16 protein-coding genes are annotated in these 15,107 nt (G+C 69.0%); 9 read left to right on the top strand and 7 right to left on the bottom strand.

Translation table 11 applies throughout. The features are described 5' to 3' along the window. Position 1: 1 nt before the first annotated feature. A complete protein-coding gene (locus JCM7685_RS03285) occupies positions 2-796 on the top strand; it encodes a DUF429 domain-containing protein (RefSeq protein WP_074968153.1) in 795 nt (264 codons plus the stop codon). Between the two features lie 8 nt (positions 797-804). On the opposite strand, the gene JCM7685_RS03280 is transcribed toward JCM7685_RS03285, so the two are convergent. Next, positions 805-1,209, bottom strand: a complete 405-nt coding sequence (locus JCM7685_RS03280; RefSeq protein WP_074968151.1) for a group II truncated hemoglobin — start codon at positions 1,207-1,209, stop codon at positions 805-807. A gap of 172 nt (positions 1,210-1,381) precedes the next feature. On the opposite strand from JCM7685_RS03280, the gene pgsA reads away from it, so the two are divergent. The 4 genes from pgsA to JCM7685_RS03260 all read left to right on the top strand — a co-directional run bounded on the left by pgsA (position 1,382) and on the right by JCM7685_RS03260 (position 3,723). Further along, positions 1,382-2,011, top strand: coding sequence for a CDP-diacylglycerol--glycerol-3-phosphate 3-phosphatidyltransferase (gene pgsA, locus JCM7685_RS03275; protein ID WP_074968149.1), 630 nt, complete (start codon positions 1,382-1,384; stop codon positions 2,009-2,011). Then, positions 2,001-2,252 (top strand): molybdopterin converting factor subunit 1, encoded by a 252-nt coding sequence (gene moaD, locus JCM7685_RS03270; RefSeq protein WP_074968147.1) that lies wholly within the window; start codon positions 2,001-2,003, stop codon positions 2,250-2,252. Before pgsA ends, moaD begins: the two co-directional genes overlap by 11 nt. Position 2,253: 1 nt before the next feature. After that, positions 2,254-2,688: a molybdenum cofactor biosynthesis protein MoaE gene (locus JCM7685_RS03265; RefSeq protein WP_074968146.1), complete on the top strand. Its 435-nt coding sequence runs from the start codon at positions 2,254-2,256 to the stop codon at positions 2,686-2,688. Positions 2,689-2,766: 78 nt separating this feature from the next. Beyond that, positions 2,767-3,723: an acetyl-CoA carboxylase carboxyltransferase subunit alpha gene (locus JCM7685_RS03260; RefSeq protein WP_074968144.1), complete on the top strand. Its 957-nt coding sequence runs from the start codon at positions 2,767-2,769 to the stop codon at positions 3,721-3,723. A gap of 248 nt (positions 3,724-3,971) precedes the next feature. Here the strand turns inward: JCM7685_RS03260 and JCM7685_RS03255 are convergent, their stop codons facing one another. Next, entirely contained in the window at positions 3,972-5,240 is a 1,269-nt protein-coding gene (locus tag JCM7685_RS03255; protein ID WP_074968142.1) for a 4-aminobutyrate--2-oxoglutarate transaminase, read from the bottom strand. Positions 5,241-5,340: 100 nt separating this feature from the next. Here JCM7685_RS03255 and JCM7685_RS03250 point away from each other — a divergent pair, with 100 nt between their 5' ends. Then, complete coding sequence (locus JCM7685_RS03250) at positions 5,341-6,060, top strand: rhomboid family intramembrane serine protease (protein WP_074968139.1); 720 nt, start codon at positions 5,341-5,343, stop codon at positions 6,058-6,060. A gap of 137 nt (positions 6,061-6,197) precedes the next feature. Here JCM7685_RS03250 and mnmD read toward each other — a convergent pair whose 3' ends face one another. Then, positions 6,198-6,854, bottom strand: coding sequence for a tRNA (5-methylaminomethyl-2-thiouridine)(34)-methyltransferase MnmD (gene mnmD, locus JCM7685_RS03245; protein ID WP_074968137.1), 657 nt, complete (start codon positions 6,852-6,854; stop codon positions 6,198-6,200). Positions 6,855-6,901: 47 nt separating this feature from the next. Between mnmD and JCM7685_RS03240 the strand changes: the two genes are divergently transcribed. Further along, a complete protein-coding gene (locus tag JCM7685_RS03240; protein ID WP_074968135.1) occupies positions 6,902-7,921 on the top strand; it encodes an NAD(P)/FAD-dependent oxidoreductase in 1,020 nt (339 codons plus the stop codon). Here the strand turns inward: JCM7685_RS03240 and JCM7685_RS03235 are convergent. Continuing rightward, on the bottom strand, positions 7,905-8,414 hold the full coding sequence (locus JCM7685_RS03235; RefSeq protein ID WP_074968133.1) for an NnrU family protein: 510 nt from the start codon (positions 8,412-8,414) through the stop codon (positions 7,905-7,907). The genes JCM7685_RS03240 and JCM7685_RS03235 overlap by 17 nt on opposite strands. Before the next feature lie 88 nt (positions 8,415-8,502). Between JCM7685_RS03235 and JCM7685_RS03230 the strand changes: the two genes are divergently transcribed. After that, entirely contained in the window at positions 8,503-9,066 is a 564-nt protein-coding gene (locus JCM7685_RS03230) for a DUF4202 domain-containing protein (RefSeq protein WP_074968131.1), read from the top strand. Beyond that, positions 9,059-9,733: a sirohydrochlorin chelatase gene (locus JCM7685_RS03225; RefSeq protein ID WP_074968129.1), complete on the top strand. Its 675-nt coding sequence runs from the start codon at positions 9,059-9,061 to the stop codon at positions 9,731-9,733. Before JCM7685_RS03230 ends, JCM7685_RS03225 begins: the two co-directional genes overlap by 8 nt. A gap of 934 nt (positions 9,734-10,667) precedes the next feature. On the opposite strand, the gene JCM7685_RS03220 is transcribed toward JCM7685_RS03225, so the two are convergent. From JCM7685_RS03220 to JCM7685_RS03210, 3 genes are read right to left on the bottom strand one after another with little or no spacing between them, the layout of a single operon-like run. Continuing rightward, complete coding sequence (locus JCM7685_RS03220) at positions 10,668-13,757, bottom strand: valine--tRNA ligase (RefSeq protein ID WP_074968127.1); 3,090 nt, start codon at positions 13,755-13,757, stop codon at positions 10,668-10,670. Between the two features lie 60 nt (positions 13,758-13,817). Continuing rightward, a complete protein-coding gene (locus JCM7685_RS03215; RefSeq protein ID WP_100526024.1) occupies positions 13,818-14,477 on the bottom strand; it encodes a glutathione S-transferase family protein in 660 nt (219 codons plus the stop codon). Next, positions 14,477-15,106, bottom strand: a complete 630-nt coding sequence (locus JCM7685_RS03210) for a glutathione S-transferase family protein (protein WP_074968123.1) — start codon at positions 15,104-15,106, stop codon at positions 14,477-14,479. The genes JCM7685_RS03215 and JCM7685_RS03210 overlap by 1 nt, the downstream gene beginning before the upstream one ends. Between the last annotated feature and the right edge of the window lies 1 nt (position 15,107).

Below are 15,107 nucleotides of genomic sequence, written 5' to 3'. Positions count from 1 at the left end.
CATGAAGGCCGTCTTGGGAATCGACGCCGCCTGGACAGCCCATAACCCCAGCGGCCTGGCCCTGGCCACGCAATATCGAGGCAAGTGGTCCCTTCACTCCGTCTGGCCCAGCTACGCCGATTTCCTGGACGCCCCGATGCACAGCGCCGCCGATCTGCCGGACAGGGCGGCAAAGCTTTGCGGCCGGTTTCCCGATCTTGTCGCGGTGGACATGCCGCTGTCGGACCTGCCCATCACCGGGCGCCGCACAGCGGATCGCGCGGTCAGCCGCGCCTATGGCGGACGGGCTGCTGCCACACATTCACCCTCGGCCTTGCGGCCCGGACCGATTGCCGACCGGATGCGGCAGGAACTCGGCAGCAGGGGCTATGGGCTGCGACATTCGGGCCGGCCCGACGGTCGGCTGGCCGAGGTCTATCCCCACCCCGCACTGATAGAGCTGCTGCAGGCCCCCAGAAGGCTTCCTTACAAGATCCAGCGCGCGGGCAACTACTGGCCCGGCCTTCCGCCTTCGGTCCGGCGGGCGAAGCTGCGCGTCGAATGGGCCCGCATCCTGGACGCTCTGGAGAATCTGCTGCCCGGCACCCGGGATGCCCTGGCAATGCCACCGGCCGATGCCAGCATTGCATTGCTGAAATCCTTCGAGGATCAGTTGGATGCCGTCATCTGCGCGGCTGTCGCGGTCGAGATCGTCGAAGGGCGCGCCACAGCATACGGCGATGCGACGGCTGCGGTATGGATCCCGACGCCGCGCCCCTGCACGGATGCCTCGTCCGTCTCGCTGCAATCGGGGTAGCCCGCGGCTCAGTCCCGGTTGCGCGAAGTCTCGGCCGCGACGGTGAAATGCCGCATCAGCTGCTGCGCCAGGTCGGGGGCGATGCCGCATTTGTCGATGGCCTTGACCATGCAGGCCAGCCACAGGTCGCGCATCTCGGGGCCGATGGCGACATGTTCGTGGATTTCGCGCAGCCGGGAATGGCCGTGGCGCATGACGTAATGCTGCGGGCCGCCGAAGAAGCCGCAGAGAAAGTTGAACTGCTCGACCCGGGAATGCGCGACGCCCGAGCCCTGCAGGTGCAGGTCGTGCAGCGCCCGCGCCTCCTCGTCCTGCTCGATCACGTCGTAGAAGGTCTCGACCAGGGCGCGGACCCCCTCCTCTCCGCCCAGGCGGGTGAAAAGCGAGTCCTTCTTCTGTCCGGCGAAATACATGGGCTGCCCCCTCTTGCGGCGTCGCGCGCCGGTCCAGCCTAGCAGCGGCAGATGATTCGGGAAAAGCAATCTTCTTTATGAGAAATAATATTTCTTTCATAGAAACATGTCGGCGGCGCTTCGACGCGACTGGCCCCTTCCCCCCGCCCCGCCGAGCGCCTAGATTGCGATCATGCGCTGGACCCTGCCCAATCTCCTGACCGTTCTGCGACTTGCGGCCGCGCCGCTGGTGCCGCTGATGTTCTTCTTTCTCAGCCGGCCCTTCGCGGATTTCGCGGCGCTGGCGCTGTTCCTGGTCGCCGCCGTGACCGACTGGTTCGACGGCTACCTGGCCCGCGCCTGGGGCCAGGAAAGCCGCTTCGGCGCCGCCATGGACCCGATCGCCGACAAGGCCATGGTCATCATCGCCGTGGTGGTCATCACCGGCTATTCCGGCATGAACCCCTGGCTGATCCTGCCCTCGACCGTGATCCTGTTCCGCGAGGTCTTCGTCTCGGGCCTGCGCGAATTCCTGGGCGACCAGTCGCGGCTCCTCAAGGTCACCAAGCTGGCGAAATGGAAGACCACGGCGCAGATGGTCGCCATCGCCGTGCTGTTCTTGGGCACCGGGCTGAACTATTACGAGGTCGGCCACCCGCCGCTGGTGGGCGAAACCAGCCTGCCCTGGTCGGACAGCTGGTCGGACCTGGCGACGCAGGCGGGGCTTTTGCTGATCTGGATCGCCGCGGTGCTGACCGCGATCACCGGCTGGGACTATTTCGACAAGGCCCGGCCTTTCCTGAGAGACGGCCATGGCGCTTGACGTGCTCTATTTCGCCTGGCTGCGCGAACGCATCGGCCAGCCCCGCGAACGGATCCAGACCGACGCCGCCACCGTGCGCGACCTGGTCAGGGAACTGGCGGCTCTCGACGAATGGCACGCGGCGGCGCTGTCCGACCTCTCGGCCGTGCGCGTCGCCGTGGACCAGGAGCTGGCCGACCTGGATGCGCCGCTGGCCGGCGCGCGCGAGGTGGCCTTCTTCCCGCCGATGACCGGGGGCTGACATGGCGGCGCGGGTCCAGGCCGAGCCCTTCGACCTTGCCGCCGAGCTTTCCGGCTTCGGCACCGGCGCCGGGGCGGTCGTGACCTTCACCGGGCTGGTCCGGGACGAAGGCGGGCGGCTGCTGGCGCTGGAAATCGAGCATTACCCCGGCATGACCGAAAAGGCGCTGCAGGCTTACGGCACGGCGGCGGCGGAACGCTTCGGCCTGGACGACTGGCTGGTGATCCACCGCCACGGCCGGCTTGCGGCGGGCCAGCCGATCATGATGGTCGCCACCGCCGCCCGCCACCGGCAGGCCGCCTTCCAGGCGGCGGAATACCTGATGGACTGGCTGAAATCCCGCGCCCCGTTCTGGAAGCGCGAGATCGGCCCCGACGGCCCCGGCGCCTGGGTGGATGCCCGCACCGAGGACGAGGACGCGCTGTCGCGCTGGTGACGGCGCAAGTTGCAATCCCGGCCCCGGGCAAGCATATAGTCCGGCAGACGGATCGGATCACCATGCGGAGCGCCCCGAATGACCTATCTCGAGTTCGAAAAACCTCTGGCTGACCTGGAAGGCAAGGCCGAGGAACTGCGCGCCCTGGCCCGCAAGGGCGAAGGCGTCGATCTCGAAAAAGAGGCGGCGGCGCTGGACAGGAAGGCCGACGACATGCTGCGCGACCTCTATCGCCAGCTCGATCCCTGGCGCAAGACCCAGGTCGCCCGCCACCCCGAACGCCCGCATTGCCGCGATTACGTCGAGGCGCTGTTCACCGAATACACCCCGCTGGCCGGCGACCGAGCCTTCGGCGAGGATCACGCCGTCATGGGCGGCCTCGCCCGCTTCCGCGACAAGCCCTGCGTGGTGATCGGCCATGAAAAGGGCAACGACACCAAGACCCGCATCACCCATAATTTCGGCATGGCCCGGCCCGAGGGCTATCGCAAGGCGATCCGGCTGATGGACATGGCCGACCGCTTCCGCCTGCCGGTGATCACCCTGGTCGACACGCCCGGCGCCTATCCCGGCAAGGGCGCCGAGGAACGCGGCCAGTCCGAGGCCATCGCCCGCTCGACCGAGAAATGCCTGCAGATCGGCGTGCCGCTGGTCTCGGTCATCATCGGCGAGGGCGGCTCGGGCGGCGCCGTGGCCTTCGCCACCGCGAACCGCATCGCCATGCTGGAGCATTCGATCTATTCGGTGATCTCGCCCGAAGGCTGTGCCTCGATCCTGTGGAAGGATGCCGAAAAGATGCGCGACGCCGCCACCGCGCTGAAGCTGACCGCGCAGGACCTGAAGAAGCTGGGCGTGATCGACCAGATCATCCCCGAGCCGCTGGGCGGCGCCCAGCGCGCCCCCACAGAAGCCATCGCCGCGGTGGGCGAGGCCATCCTGTCCATGCTGGCCGAACTCGACGGCAAGAAGCCGGCCGAACTGGTCAAGGACCGGCGGCAGAAATTCCTGGCCATGGGGTCCAAGGCGCTGGCCTGACCCCGCCGCCCGCGCGTCGGGAGTATCTGAACGGTGCAACCCGTGCGTCCGGCAGCGGGCGACCGCTTTCTCTGTTGTCCCAATACTCCAAGGATAGCCCTCATCGGCGCGGCCGCTTGAGTATTTGAGGAACGAAGAAGCCGCAGCCTCTCGCCCTTGGGCGCCGTCCTGGGTCTGCTTTCCGTTTTTCAAATACCCGACCGGCCGCGAACCGGGGCGCGGGCGGCGCCAGTTGAACCCGTATCGGTTCAGCCGCGGGCGGCGCGAATCGAGGCTTCGATCATGTCCAGCGCCTCGTCGAAGACCACGTCCGGGATGGTCAGCGGTGCGAGGAAGCGGATCACATTGGCGTGGACGCCGCAAGTCAGCAGGATCAGGCCGCGCTTCAGCGCCTCCTCGCGGACACGGTTGGCGAATTCGGGGTTGGGCTTGTCGCTGCCGGCGGCGTTGAACTCCACTGCGTTCATGAAGCCGGGGCCGCGGATGTCGACGATCTCGGGCACCTCCTCGGCAAGGCCGGCCAGGCGCTGCTTCAGCCGTTGGCCGAGCCGGGTGGCGCGGTCGCAGAGGCCTTCATCCTCGATCACGTCCAGAACCGCGTGGGCCGCGGCGACCGCCAGCGGGTTGCCGGCATAGGTGCCGCCCAGCCCGCCGGGTGCCGGGCTGTCCATCACCTCGGCCCGGCCGGTGACGGCACTGATCGGCAGCCCGCCGCCCAGCCCCTTGGCCATGGTGGTGATGTCGGCCGCGGTGCCGTGGTGCTCCATCGCGAAAAGCTTGCCGGTGCGGGCGAAGCCGGTCTGCACCTCGTCGGCGATCAGCAGGATCGAATATTGGTCGCAGATCTGCCGCAGGCGGGGAATGAAGCCCGCAGGCGCCTCGTAGAAGCCGCCCTCGCCCTGCACCGGCTCGATGATGATCGCGGCGACGCGCGAGGGATCGATATCGGCCTTGAACAGCCGGTCCAGCGCCGCCAGCGCGTCCTCGGCCGTGACGCCATACAGGACGTTGGGGAAGGGCAGGTGCCAGATGTCGTTCATCATCGGCCCGAAGCCGGCCTTGTAGGGCTGGACCTTGCCAGTCAGCGACATGCCCATGAAGGTGCGGCCGTGGAAGCCGCCGGCAAAGGCCACCACCCCGGCGCGGCCGGTATGATGGCGGGCGATCTTGACCGCGTTTTCCACCGCCTCGGCGCCGGTGGTGTAGAAGGCGGTCTTCTTGGGTCCCTTGCCGGGCACCAGCGCATTCAGCCGCTCGGCCAGGGCGACGTAGTTTTCATAGGGCACGACCTGGTGGCAGGTATGGGTGAAGCGGTCGAGCTGGGCCTTGACCGCCTCGATCACCCGCGGGTGGCGGTGGCCGGTATTCACCACGGCGATGCCGGCGGCGAAGTCGATGTAGCGGTTGCCGTCCTTGTCCCAGATCTCTGCATTCTCGGCGCGGTCGGCATAGACCTGGGTCGTCATCCCCACCCCGCGCGAGATGGCGGCGTTCTTGCGGTCGGTCAGGCTGGTCATCGGCCCCTCCTCGATGCGATTCGGGGCCGATGCTATACGCCGCCCGGCACGGCGAACAGGGCCGCTTGCGCGCGTCCCGGCGATGCTTCAGGCTGGATCCATGTTCCCGATCCGCGACCACAATCCCTCCGAGCGCACGCCCTATGTGACCCATGGGCTGATCCTGCTGAACCTGGCCATGTTCCTGCTCACCATGCCCTGGGCGGGCGGGCAGGTCGCGCTGTGGGACCGGCTGGCGCTGTATCCGGTCGCGATCATGCACGGCCAGTGGCTGTGGGGGCTGGTCACGCATATGTTCCTGCATGCCGGCATCATGCATATCGCCGGCAACATGCTGTTCCTGTGGGTCTTCGGCGACAATCTCGAGGATCAGATGGGCCATGCCGGCTTCCTGGTCTTCTACCTCGCCTGCGGGCTGGCGGCGGCGGCGGGGCAGATCGCCGCCGACCCGATGAGCGGCATCCCGATGGTCGGCGCCTCGGGCGCCATCGCCGGGGTGATGGGCGGCTATCTGCTGATGTTCCCGCGCGCCCGGGTCGACGTGATCGCCATCATCATCGTCGTCATCCGCCGCTTCACCATTCCCGCCTGGGTGCTGCTGCTGGCCTGGTTCGGGCTGCAGCTGCTGTCCTCGGCCATCATGGCCGATGACGGCGTGGCCTATGTCGCCCATGCGGCGGGCTTCGTCGCCGGGATCGTGCTGGCCGTGCCGCTGTTCCTGCGCCGCGGCGGCCCCGCCTTCTGGAGCCGCACCCGCGGCCGGCCGCCGCACGCGCCGGTCGATTATGCCCCCAGCCGCATCCCGCAAGTCCGGCGCTAGCAGACTGCCGAAAAGCCCGGGCGACGACACGGGCCGGGCCGGGCCAGCGATCGGAAATCCGCCTCGGGCCGGCCGAACCAGCTTTGCCGGATCCGAACGGATTTCCGCCGCGATGCCATTTCAAAGGCGTTAACCTGTCAGAGCTGCCCGCGGCTCATGTGGCGCTTGCCGGCGAAACCGGGCGCGCGCGCGACCTGAAACCCCGCCGCCGCCAGCGCCCGGCGCACATGGCCCGCGGCGGTATAGGTGGCGAATGTCCCGCCCGGCGCGGTGTGGCGGGCGACCTCGGCCATCAGCGCCTCACCCCAGAGCTCGGGGTTCTTGGCCGGGGAAAATCCGTCCAGGAACCAGGCATCGGCGCGGCCGGCCCAGGCGGGCAGCGCCTGGCGGGCATCGGCATCGACGATCTCGGCCTCGACCAGGCCCACGGTCAGGCGCCGGCCCGGCCAGCCGTCGCGCAGCTGCGCCGCCAGCGGCGCCAGTTCGGGAAAGGCGTCATGGGCGCGGGCCAGTTCGTCCGGGCTCATCGGGAAGGCCTCGAAGCTGGTGAAGCGGATCGGCACCGTCGCGACCTGCGCCAGCGCCAGCAGGTTCAGCCCGGTGCCGAAACCCAGCTCGGCGACATGGAAACCCGGCCGCAGCCGCGCCGGCAGGTCGTTGCCGGCCAGAAAGACATGGCGCGTCTCGTCCAGCCCGCCGTTCAGGCTGAAATAGGGATCGTCGAAGCGGCGCGAGACCGGGATCGCGCCCTCGCGCCAGTCCAGGTCGGCGCTGCTCTGGTCGGGCCGCTGCATCCGCGCTAACTCCTCTGTTGCAGGCAGATGCGGCAAGGGGCGGCGGAATGGCAAGCGAAATCACGGTGGCGGGCGCGGGGGTGTTCGGCCTCGCCTGCGCATGGGAACTGCTGCGGCGCGGCGCCCGCGTGCGGGTGGTCGAGGCGGCGCGGATCGGCGCCGGCGCCTCGGGCGGGCATGTCGGTGCGCTGGCCCCGCATGCGCCGGAAAACTGGAACGCCAAGAAGCAGGTGCAGCTGGACGCGCTGGTCGCGGCGGCGGATTGGTGGGCCGCGGTCGCGCAAGCGGGCGGCGTGGAGCCCGGCTATGCCCGCAGCGGCCGCCTGCAGCCGGTGCCCGAAGGGAGCGAATCGCGCATGGCCGAGCGCATCGCCGCGGCCCGCGCGCATTGGCCCGACTGGGCCGGGATGGCGCTGACCGATGCGCCGCCGGGGCCGCTGGTGCCCGCCTCGCCCTCGGGGCTGTGGCTGCTGGACCGGCTGACCGCGCGGATCAGCCCGCGCCGGGCCTGCGCCGCACTGGCCGCCGCGATCCGCGCCCGCGGCGGCGAGATCGTCGAGGGGCAAGCCGCGCCCGACGCCCCGGCGATCTGGGCGACCGGGGTGGCGGGGCTCGCGCCCTTCGGCGGCAATGGCGTCAAGGGCCAGTCGGCGCTGCTGGCGTTTTCCGCCCCCGAGGCGCCGCAGGTCTTTGCCGACGGGGTCCATATCGTGCCGCATGCCGACGGCACGGTGGCCATCGGCTCGACCTCGGAACGCGACTTCGCCGATACCGGCACCGATGCGCAGCTGGAGGCGCTGATCGACAAGGCCCGCGCGCTGTGCCCGGCGCTGCGCGATGCACCGGTCCTGGACAGCTGGGCCGGCATCCGCCCGCGCGCCCGGTCCCGCGCGCCGCTGGTCGGGCCCTGGCCCGGACGGCCGGGCCATTACGTCGCCAATGGCGGCTTCAAGATCGGCCTCGCCATGGCGCCGGCCTGCGCCACCCTGCTGACCGACCTGATCCTCGACGGGTGCGACCGCATCCCCGAGGGCTTCAGGCCGCCCGATCCTAGGGCTGCGGGCTGACCCCGATCACCAGCGGATGCAGATGGAACAGCGCCGCCCAGACCAGCACGGCCACCGCCAGCCGCGACCAGGTCCAGCGCAGCGCCACGCCCCGGCGCAGGCCGACCGCCAGCCCGAACAGCGCATAGGCCAACAGCAGGCCGAACAGGATCACATGCGCCAGATCCCCGTTCGCGACCAGATGCGCCGAGGCCCACAGCGCAAAGCCCGCCATCAGCCCCGCCATGCCCCCGACCGCCGCCGCCAGCACCGCCACCGGCATGACGAGGTTCACCAGCCAGCGCATCCACGGCCATTGCGGCCACAGCTCGACATGGGGCGCCCGCCCCGCCGCCAGGATCAGCCAGTAAAGCAGCGCCAGCGACAGCAGGCTGTAGCCGACGACATAGCCGCGCCGGCCCAGCGCCGCGACCAAAGGCGCGCGGAACCGCGCCGGGATCACATGCGAGCCCAGGAAGGCCGCCAGCGCCAGGATGAATTCGCCCCATTCCATGCCCGCAACCTAGTCCGGGCCGCGGACAGCGGCAATCCGCGTTGACGCCGCGCCCGGCTGCGGCATGATGGCGCAAAGAGAGGATGCCATGACCCGCCTTCAGACCGCTTTCGACGCCATCGACAAGGCCAATTCCGCCGATCCGCACCGGGACCCCCAGGACCGGCCCGAAGCGCTGCTCTATGGCCAGCGCATGACGGCCGAGCAGGAGGCGCTCTATCCCGACGCCTCGGAGCCCCTGCGCATCGCCTGCCGCGGCCAGCATGTGGAACGCTGGCAGCTGCCCCGCGACGCCTATCCGATGGACCGCCCCGGCTATCTGGCCTGGCGCACCGAACAGGGCCGCCGCCACGCCGCCCGCGTCGGCGGCATCATGCGCGACGCCGGCTATGGCGAGGACGAAGTCGCAGCCGCCGAAAAGATGCTGACCAAGCAGGGGATCAAGCGCGACCCCGAGGTGCAGGCGCTGGAGGACGTAGCCTGCTTCACCTTCATCCGCTGGTACATGGGCCCCTTCGCCGAGGGCCGCGACCCGGACGAGCTGCAACGCATCGTGGACAAGACCGCGCGCAAGATGTCCGCCGAGGCCCGCGCCCGCGCGCTGCAGGAATTCGCCATCCCCGAGCCCTTCGCCGCCGCCTTCCGTGCCTAAGGTCCTGATCGTCGCCCATGGCCAGCCCGGCGACCCCGCCCCGCAGCAGCGGGCGGTCGAGGCCCTGGCCGCCCGCGTGCCCGTCCCCGGCGCCCGGGTCCAAGGCGCCACGCTGGCGATGCCCGGCGCGCTGGACCTCGCCGACGACGGGACGCTGGTCTATCCGCTGTTCATGGCGGCGGGCTGGTTCACCCGCAGCGAACTGCCGCGCCGCCTGGCCCTGGCCGGCGCGCCCGGCGCCCGCATCCTGCCGCCCTTCGGCGCCGACCCGGGCTTGCCGGCGCTTTGCCTGCGCCTGATCGCTGGCAGCGCCGCGATCCAGGGCTGGGCGCTTTCGGATACGCATCTGCTGATCGCCGCCCACGGTTCTGGCCGCTCGCGCGCGCCCTCCGAGGCCGCGCAGCGGATCGCCGCCGCCCTCGCGCCGCAGATGGCCGGCACCCGCTGCGGCTTCATCGAGGAAGCGCCCTTCATCGCCGATGCCGCCCGCGGACTGCCCGCGCAGACGCTCTGCCTGCCGCTGTTCGCGACCGAGGCCGATCATGTCACCGACGACCTGCCCCGCGCGCTCGACGGCGCGGCGTTCGGCGGCCTGACCCTGCCCCCGGTCGGCCTTGCCGCCGAGGTCCCCGCCATGATCGCCAGGGCCGTCCGGCGCGCGCTTTAGTTGGCCGCTGAAAAACTCCGTGGAGTGGAAGACTCTAGTCCGGGCACCGGGTATCCTCTTCGATTCGGACGGAAACATGCCGTTTTCGGGACGACCTTCGCCAATTCCAGATCGATTTCTGCCCCTTTTTAAGCAGCCTCCTGGCCACCGGCCTGATCGATTTCAGCGCCGAGCGGGAAGGATAGCGGCAAGCGCGCAAGCCGGGAAAACGCGATCGGACACACCGACCCGCCGCCCGACCGCTTCTCTCCGCACCGATCCCATCCGGCATTGCCGACACGCCCGCGGTGACCGCCCCCCGAGATTGATCGACCGGAAAGGTTGCCCATCACAAGGGTCCCGAGAACTTCTGGACCATGCGAAAGAACGGAAAGCGACAAGGCTCTCCCCAAGATCTCACGAACCGCCGTCACGCTTCGACAGCGAAGGCGGGGCACATCGCCAGATGCGCAATCCTCACCAGCGCCGCGTCGCGCTCGACCAAGACTGTCAAAAGTCGGTTAGGCGGCCAGTGACTCGGAAGATTGTTCTTCTGGAATCGAATTGACGCGAGAAATTTCTACTCAACGTTGCCTGGCGCGAGAATCGACGGAAATGGTTCTCATTGGATTCGCGAATTCCAGATTTTGTCACAGCCTCCTCCCTTCCGTGACCTTGACCAAGGCGGCGCGGCGGCGATGCGCTTCTCCAGCACGATCTCGTCGGGCAGGACCACCGCCTCAGCCGCGATCCCGATTTCGGGCCTGGCTTCTGGGGCCAGGCCACTGCGGCAGCGGCTCGCCTGCGCCGGGTCAGCCCGAAAGCCTTCCTTCCGCCCGTGCCTTCAGCATCATCCGTTCGGCGAAGTGTTCCACCCCGCACCCCAAGGTCCGGCCTTTCCGTTCCCCAGCCCCCCGCGACTGCGCCAACCGGCGCGGGGGCAAGGAAGCCGCGCTTACATCGCCGCCAGCTGCCCCAGGGCGGCGCGGATGCGGGCCAGGTCGTCGTCCAGCGCCGCCAGCTTGCCGCGGGTCTCTTCGATCACCTCGGGCTCGGCATTCTCGACGAAACGCGGGTTCGCCAGTCGGCCGCGCAGGCCCGCCGCGTCCTTCTCGGCCTTGGCCGCCGCCTTTTCCAGCCGCGCGGTTTCGGCGGCCACGTCGATCATCTCGCCCACCGGCAGGGCGAAACTGGCCCCCAGCGCCGCGACCGAGATCATGCCCGGCCCCATCGCGCCCTCACGCGGCGGGTTGACCCGCGCCAGCCGCTCGACCAGCGGCCCGTTCGCCGCCAGCGCCGCCCGCGCGGCCGCATCGGCCTCGGTCACAATCAGGTCGGGACGCGCGCCGGCCGGCACGCCGATCTGGGCCCGGGCCGAGCGGATGTTCTCGATCAGCGCGATCACCCAGTTCATCTGCCGGTCGGCCTCGGCGTCGATCAGGTCGGACCCGCAGTCCGGCCAGTCGCCATGGACCAGCATCTTCGCGCGGTCGCCGGTCAGCGCCCAAAGCTCCTCGGTCACGAAGGGCATGATCGGGTGCAGCAGCGTATAGCACTGGTCCAGGACCCAGCCCATGGTGGCCTGGGTCTCGTCGCGATATTCGCCGTCGAACAGCGGTTTCGAGAATTCCACATACCAGTCGCAGACCTTGCCCCAGACGAAGGCGTAAAGCCCGGTCGCGGCGTCGTTGAAGCGAAAGCCCGCCAGCGCCTCGTCGGTGGCCTGGCAGATGCGGGCGACCTCGCCGATGATCCAGCGGTTCACCACATGCGCGGGCGCCGGACGGGCGCCGCCGCCGCGCACCCCGTTCATCTCGGCGAAGCGGCTGGCGTTCCAGATCTTGGTGACGAAGTTGCGGTTCGCCTCGACATGCTTCGGTCCCAGCTTGGGGTCGCGGCCCATCGCCGCCATGCTGGTCAGGGTAAAGCGCAGCGCGTCGGCGCCGTATTGGTCGATCAGCACCAAGGGGTCGATGACGTTGCCTTTCGACTTCGACATCTTGGCGCCCTTTTCGTCGCGCACCAGCCCGTGGACATAGACGGTGCGGAACGGCACCTGCCCGACCACGGCCAGCTGCATCATCATCATCCGGGCCACCCAGAAGAAGATGATGTCGAAGCCCGTGACCAGCACCGAGGTCGGGAAATAGCGCGCCAGCTCCGGCGTCTTTTCCGGCCAGCCCAGCGTGCCGATCGGCCACAGCCCCGAGGAGAACCAGGTGTCCAGCACGTCCGGGTCGCGCCAGACCGGATAGACCAGCCTGGTCGGGTCCTGCGTCAGGTTGTAATCGGCCAGCCCCTGGGCAAAGGCGTCCACGGCGGCCTCGCGGTCGGCGACCTCGATCACCCGGGCGATCTCCAGCGGCTGCGGCAGAGCGGCGATGGCATCGCGGAACCTCTGCGCCACTTCGGCGAAACTTGCGGCGCAACGATGGATTTCATCGCGATGGACCAGGCCCTCTTCCAGCAGGGCGAAGATCTCGACCTCGTCCAGCGCGCCGTCGTGGTCGTCCTCGACCTGGCCTTCCAGCGACAGGTCGAGCCCGTACCAGACCGGGATCTGGTGGCCCCACCACAGCTGGCGGCTGATGGTCCAGGGCTCGATGTTCTCGAGCCAGTGGAAATAGACCTTCTCATGCTGCTCGGGCAGGATCTGCGTGGCGCCGCTGCGCACCGCCTCCAGCGCCGGGCCGACGATCTTCGGCGTATCGACGAACCACTGGTCGGTCAGCATCGGCTCGATCACCACGCCCGACCGGTCGCCGAAGGGCTGCATGATCGGCTTCGCATCGACCAGGGGCCGGCGCTCCAGATGCTCGGCGCCGGTTTCCTTGTCGATTTCCTTGTGCAGATAGGTGACGGCCAGCCCCTCGTCGGTGATCGCCGCGATCACGCGCTTGCGGGCGTCGTAGCGGTCCAGGCCGCGCAATTCCTCGGGGACCAGGTTCACGTTCGAGACGTCGCCCACATCCTCGCCCCGCGCCGCCCGCGTGGCGATCTCGGCGCTTTCCCCGTAGCTCAGCCCGTCGGCGCGCATGGCGCCCTTGCCGTCCATCAGCGCATACAGCGGAATGTCGTTGCGCATCGCCACGGCATAGTCGTTGAAGTCATGCGCGCCGGTGATCTTGACCGCGCCCGAGCCGAAATCCGGGTCCGGGTATTCGTCGGTGATGATCGGGATCAGCCGGCGATGTTCCTTCGGCCCGACCGGGATCTCCACCAGCTTGCCGACGATGGGCGCATAGCGGGCGTCGTCCGGGTGGACCGCCACCGCGCCGTCGCCCAGCATGGTCTCGGGGCGGGTGGTGGCGATGCTGATATAGTCCCGCGTCTCGCGCAGGGTGACGTTGCCGTCGGCATCGCGCTCGATGTATTCATAGGTTTCGCCGCCGGCCAGCGGGTATTTGAAATGCCACATATGGCCGGGCACCTCGCGGTTCTCGACCTCGAGGTCGGAGATCGCGGTCTCGAAATGCGGGTCCCAGTTCACCAGCCGCTTGCCGCGATAGATCAGCCCCTTGTCGAACATCTCGACAAAGACCTTGATGACGGCATCGTGGAAATTGCCCTCTTCGCCCGCGGGGGCGCCGGGAGCGCCGGACATGGTGAAGGCGTTGCGCGACCAGTCGCAGCTGGCGCCCAGGCGTTTCAGCTGGTTGACGATGGTGTCGCCGGATTCCTGCTTCCAGGCCCAGACCTTCTGCAGGAAGGCCTCGCGCCCGATCTCGCGCCGGCCGGGCTCCTGGCGCTCGGCCATCCGGCGCTCCACCACCATCTGCGTGGCGATGCCGGCATGGTCCTGGCCGGGCTGCCACAGCGTGTCGAAGCCGCGCATCCGGTGCCAGCGCACCAGGATGTCCTGCAGCGTGTTGTTCAGCGCGTGGCCGATATGCAGGCTGCCCGTGACGTTCGGCGGCGGGATCACGACCGAGAAGGTTTCCGCGCGCGAGGCATTCGCCCCCGCCGCGAAGGCATCGCTTGCCGCCCATTCCGCCGCGATCCGCGCCTCGGCGGAAGCGGCGTCGAAGTTCTTGTCCATGGCCATGTCGTCACCCCTTGAATTGCCCAAGGGGATAGCGAAACCACGGCCAAAGGCCAAGAGGCGCTAGAGAAACCGCGCCGCAATCCCGTCCTTGAACGGGAACCAGCCGTAATAGGGCCGCGCGCCCGCGATCACGCGCTGGATCGAGGGCCGCGCCGCCAGCCGCTCGAAATATCCGGTCAGCTGCGGATGATCCGCGAAGGGATGCACGGCGCCGGCATAGAACAGCGCCGGAAACGCCGCGCAATCGGCCAGGCCGAAGCCGCCCGCGATCCAGTCGCGCCCGTCCAGCCGCCGATCCAGCGCGGCATAGGCGAGGTCCAGCTTGGCCCGCGCAAAGGGCGCCACCCGCTCCTCGGCGCCTTCGGCCATGAAGATGCGGGCATCGACGATCTGCTGCATCATCTGCATGACCTGGAAATCCAGGAACCGGTCCCATTGCCGCGCCGGCAGCGAGGCATCGGGCTCCGGGTCCAGCAGGCTTTGCGGCCCGGGATGGTGCCGGTCCAGCCATTCGATCATCAAAGAGCTTTGCGACAGGGTGAAATCGCCCTGGCGCAGCGCCGGCATCCGGCCCATCGGCTCGACCGATCGCATCAGCGCCCGGTCGGCCTCCTCGCCCAGATTCACCTCGCGGAAGGTAAAATCCGTGCCCAGCTCGTACAGCGCGATCAGCACCTTCTGGGTATAGGATGACAGCGGATGGCCATAAAGCGTCAGCATCACGCGGCCTCCTCGAAATGCGCCAGCTGCGCGTCATGGGCGCGCCGGAACGCCGGACGGGCGGTCATGCGACGCATATAGTCCAGCAGCACCGGATGGCCGGCCAGCTCGCCCAGGCTATCGACGATGCGCAGCACCTCGGCCAGCATGATGTCGGCGATGGTGAAGCGGCCGGCGGCGACGAAGTCGCGGCGCTCCAGCACCGGCGCCAGCTGCTCCAGCCGCGCGACCAGCCGCGGCAGGGCCAGTTCGGCCGCGTGCTCGTCGCGGTCGAACATGCGGGCCAGCGCCAGCGCCATCACCGGCGGCTCCAGCGTGTTCAGCGCCGCGACCAGCCATTGCTGGGTCTCGGCCCGGCCCTGCGGGTCGGCGGGCAGCAGCGCCTCGTGCCGCTCGCCCAGATACAGCAGGATGGCGCCGCTTTCGAACAGCGACAGTTCGCCGTCCTGCAGGATCGGCACCTGGCCAAAGGGCTGGCGGGCGAAATGCTGCGCGGTCTTTTCGCGCACGCTGGTCGTCTCGATGCGATAGGGCTGGCCGGCCTCTTCGCAGGCCCAGCGGATGCGCAGGTCGCGGACATAGCCGCGGGCGAAACCGGGCACCCAGTCATAGGTCGTGATCACATACATG

It is taken from the genome of Paracoccus aminovorans, assembly GCF_900005615.1.
GTDB classification, from domain to species: Bacteria; Pseudomonadota; Alphaproteobacteria; order Rhodobacterales; family Rhodobacteraceae; genus Paracoccus; species Paracoccus aminovorans.
The sequence above is the reverse complement of the archived record's forward strand: the minus strand, read 5'-3'. Positions and strand labels throughout refer to the sequence as shown.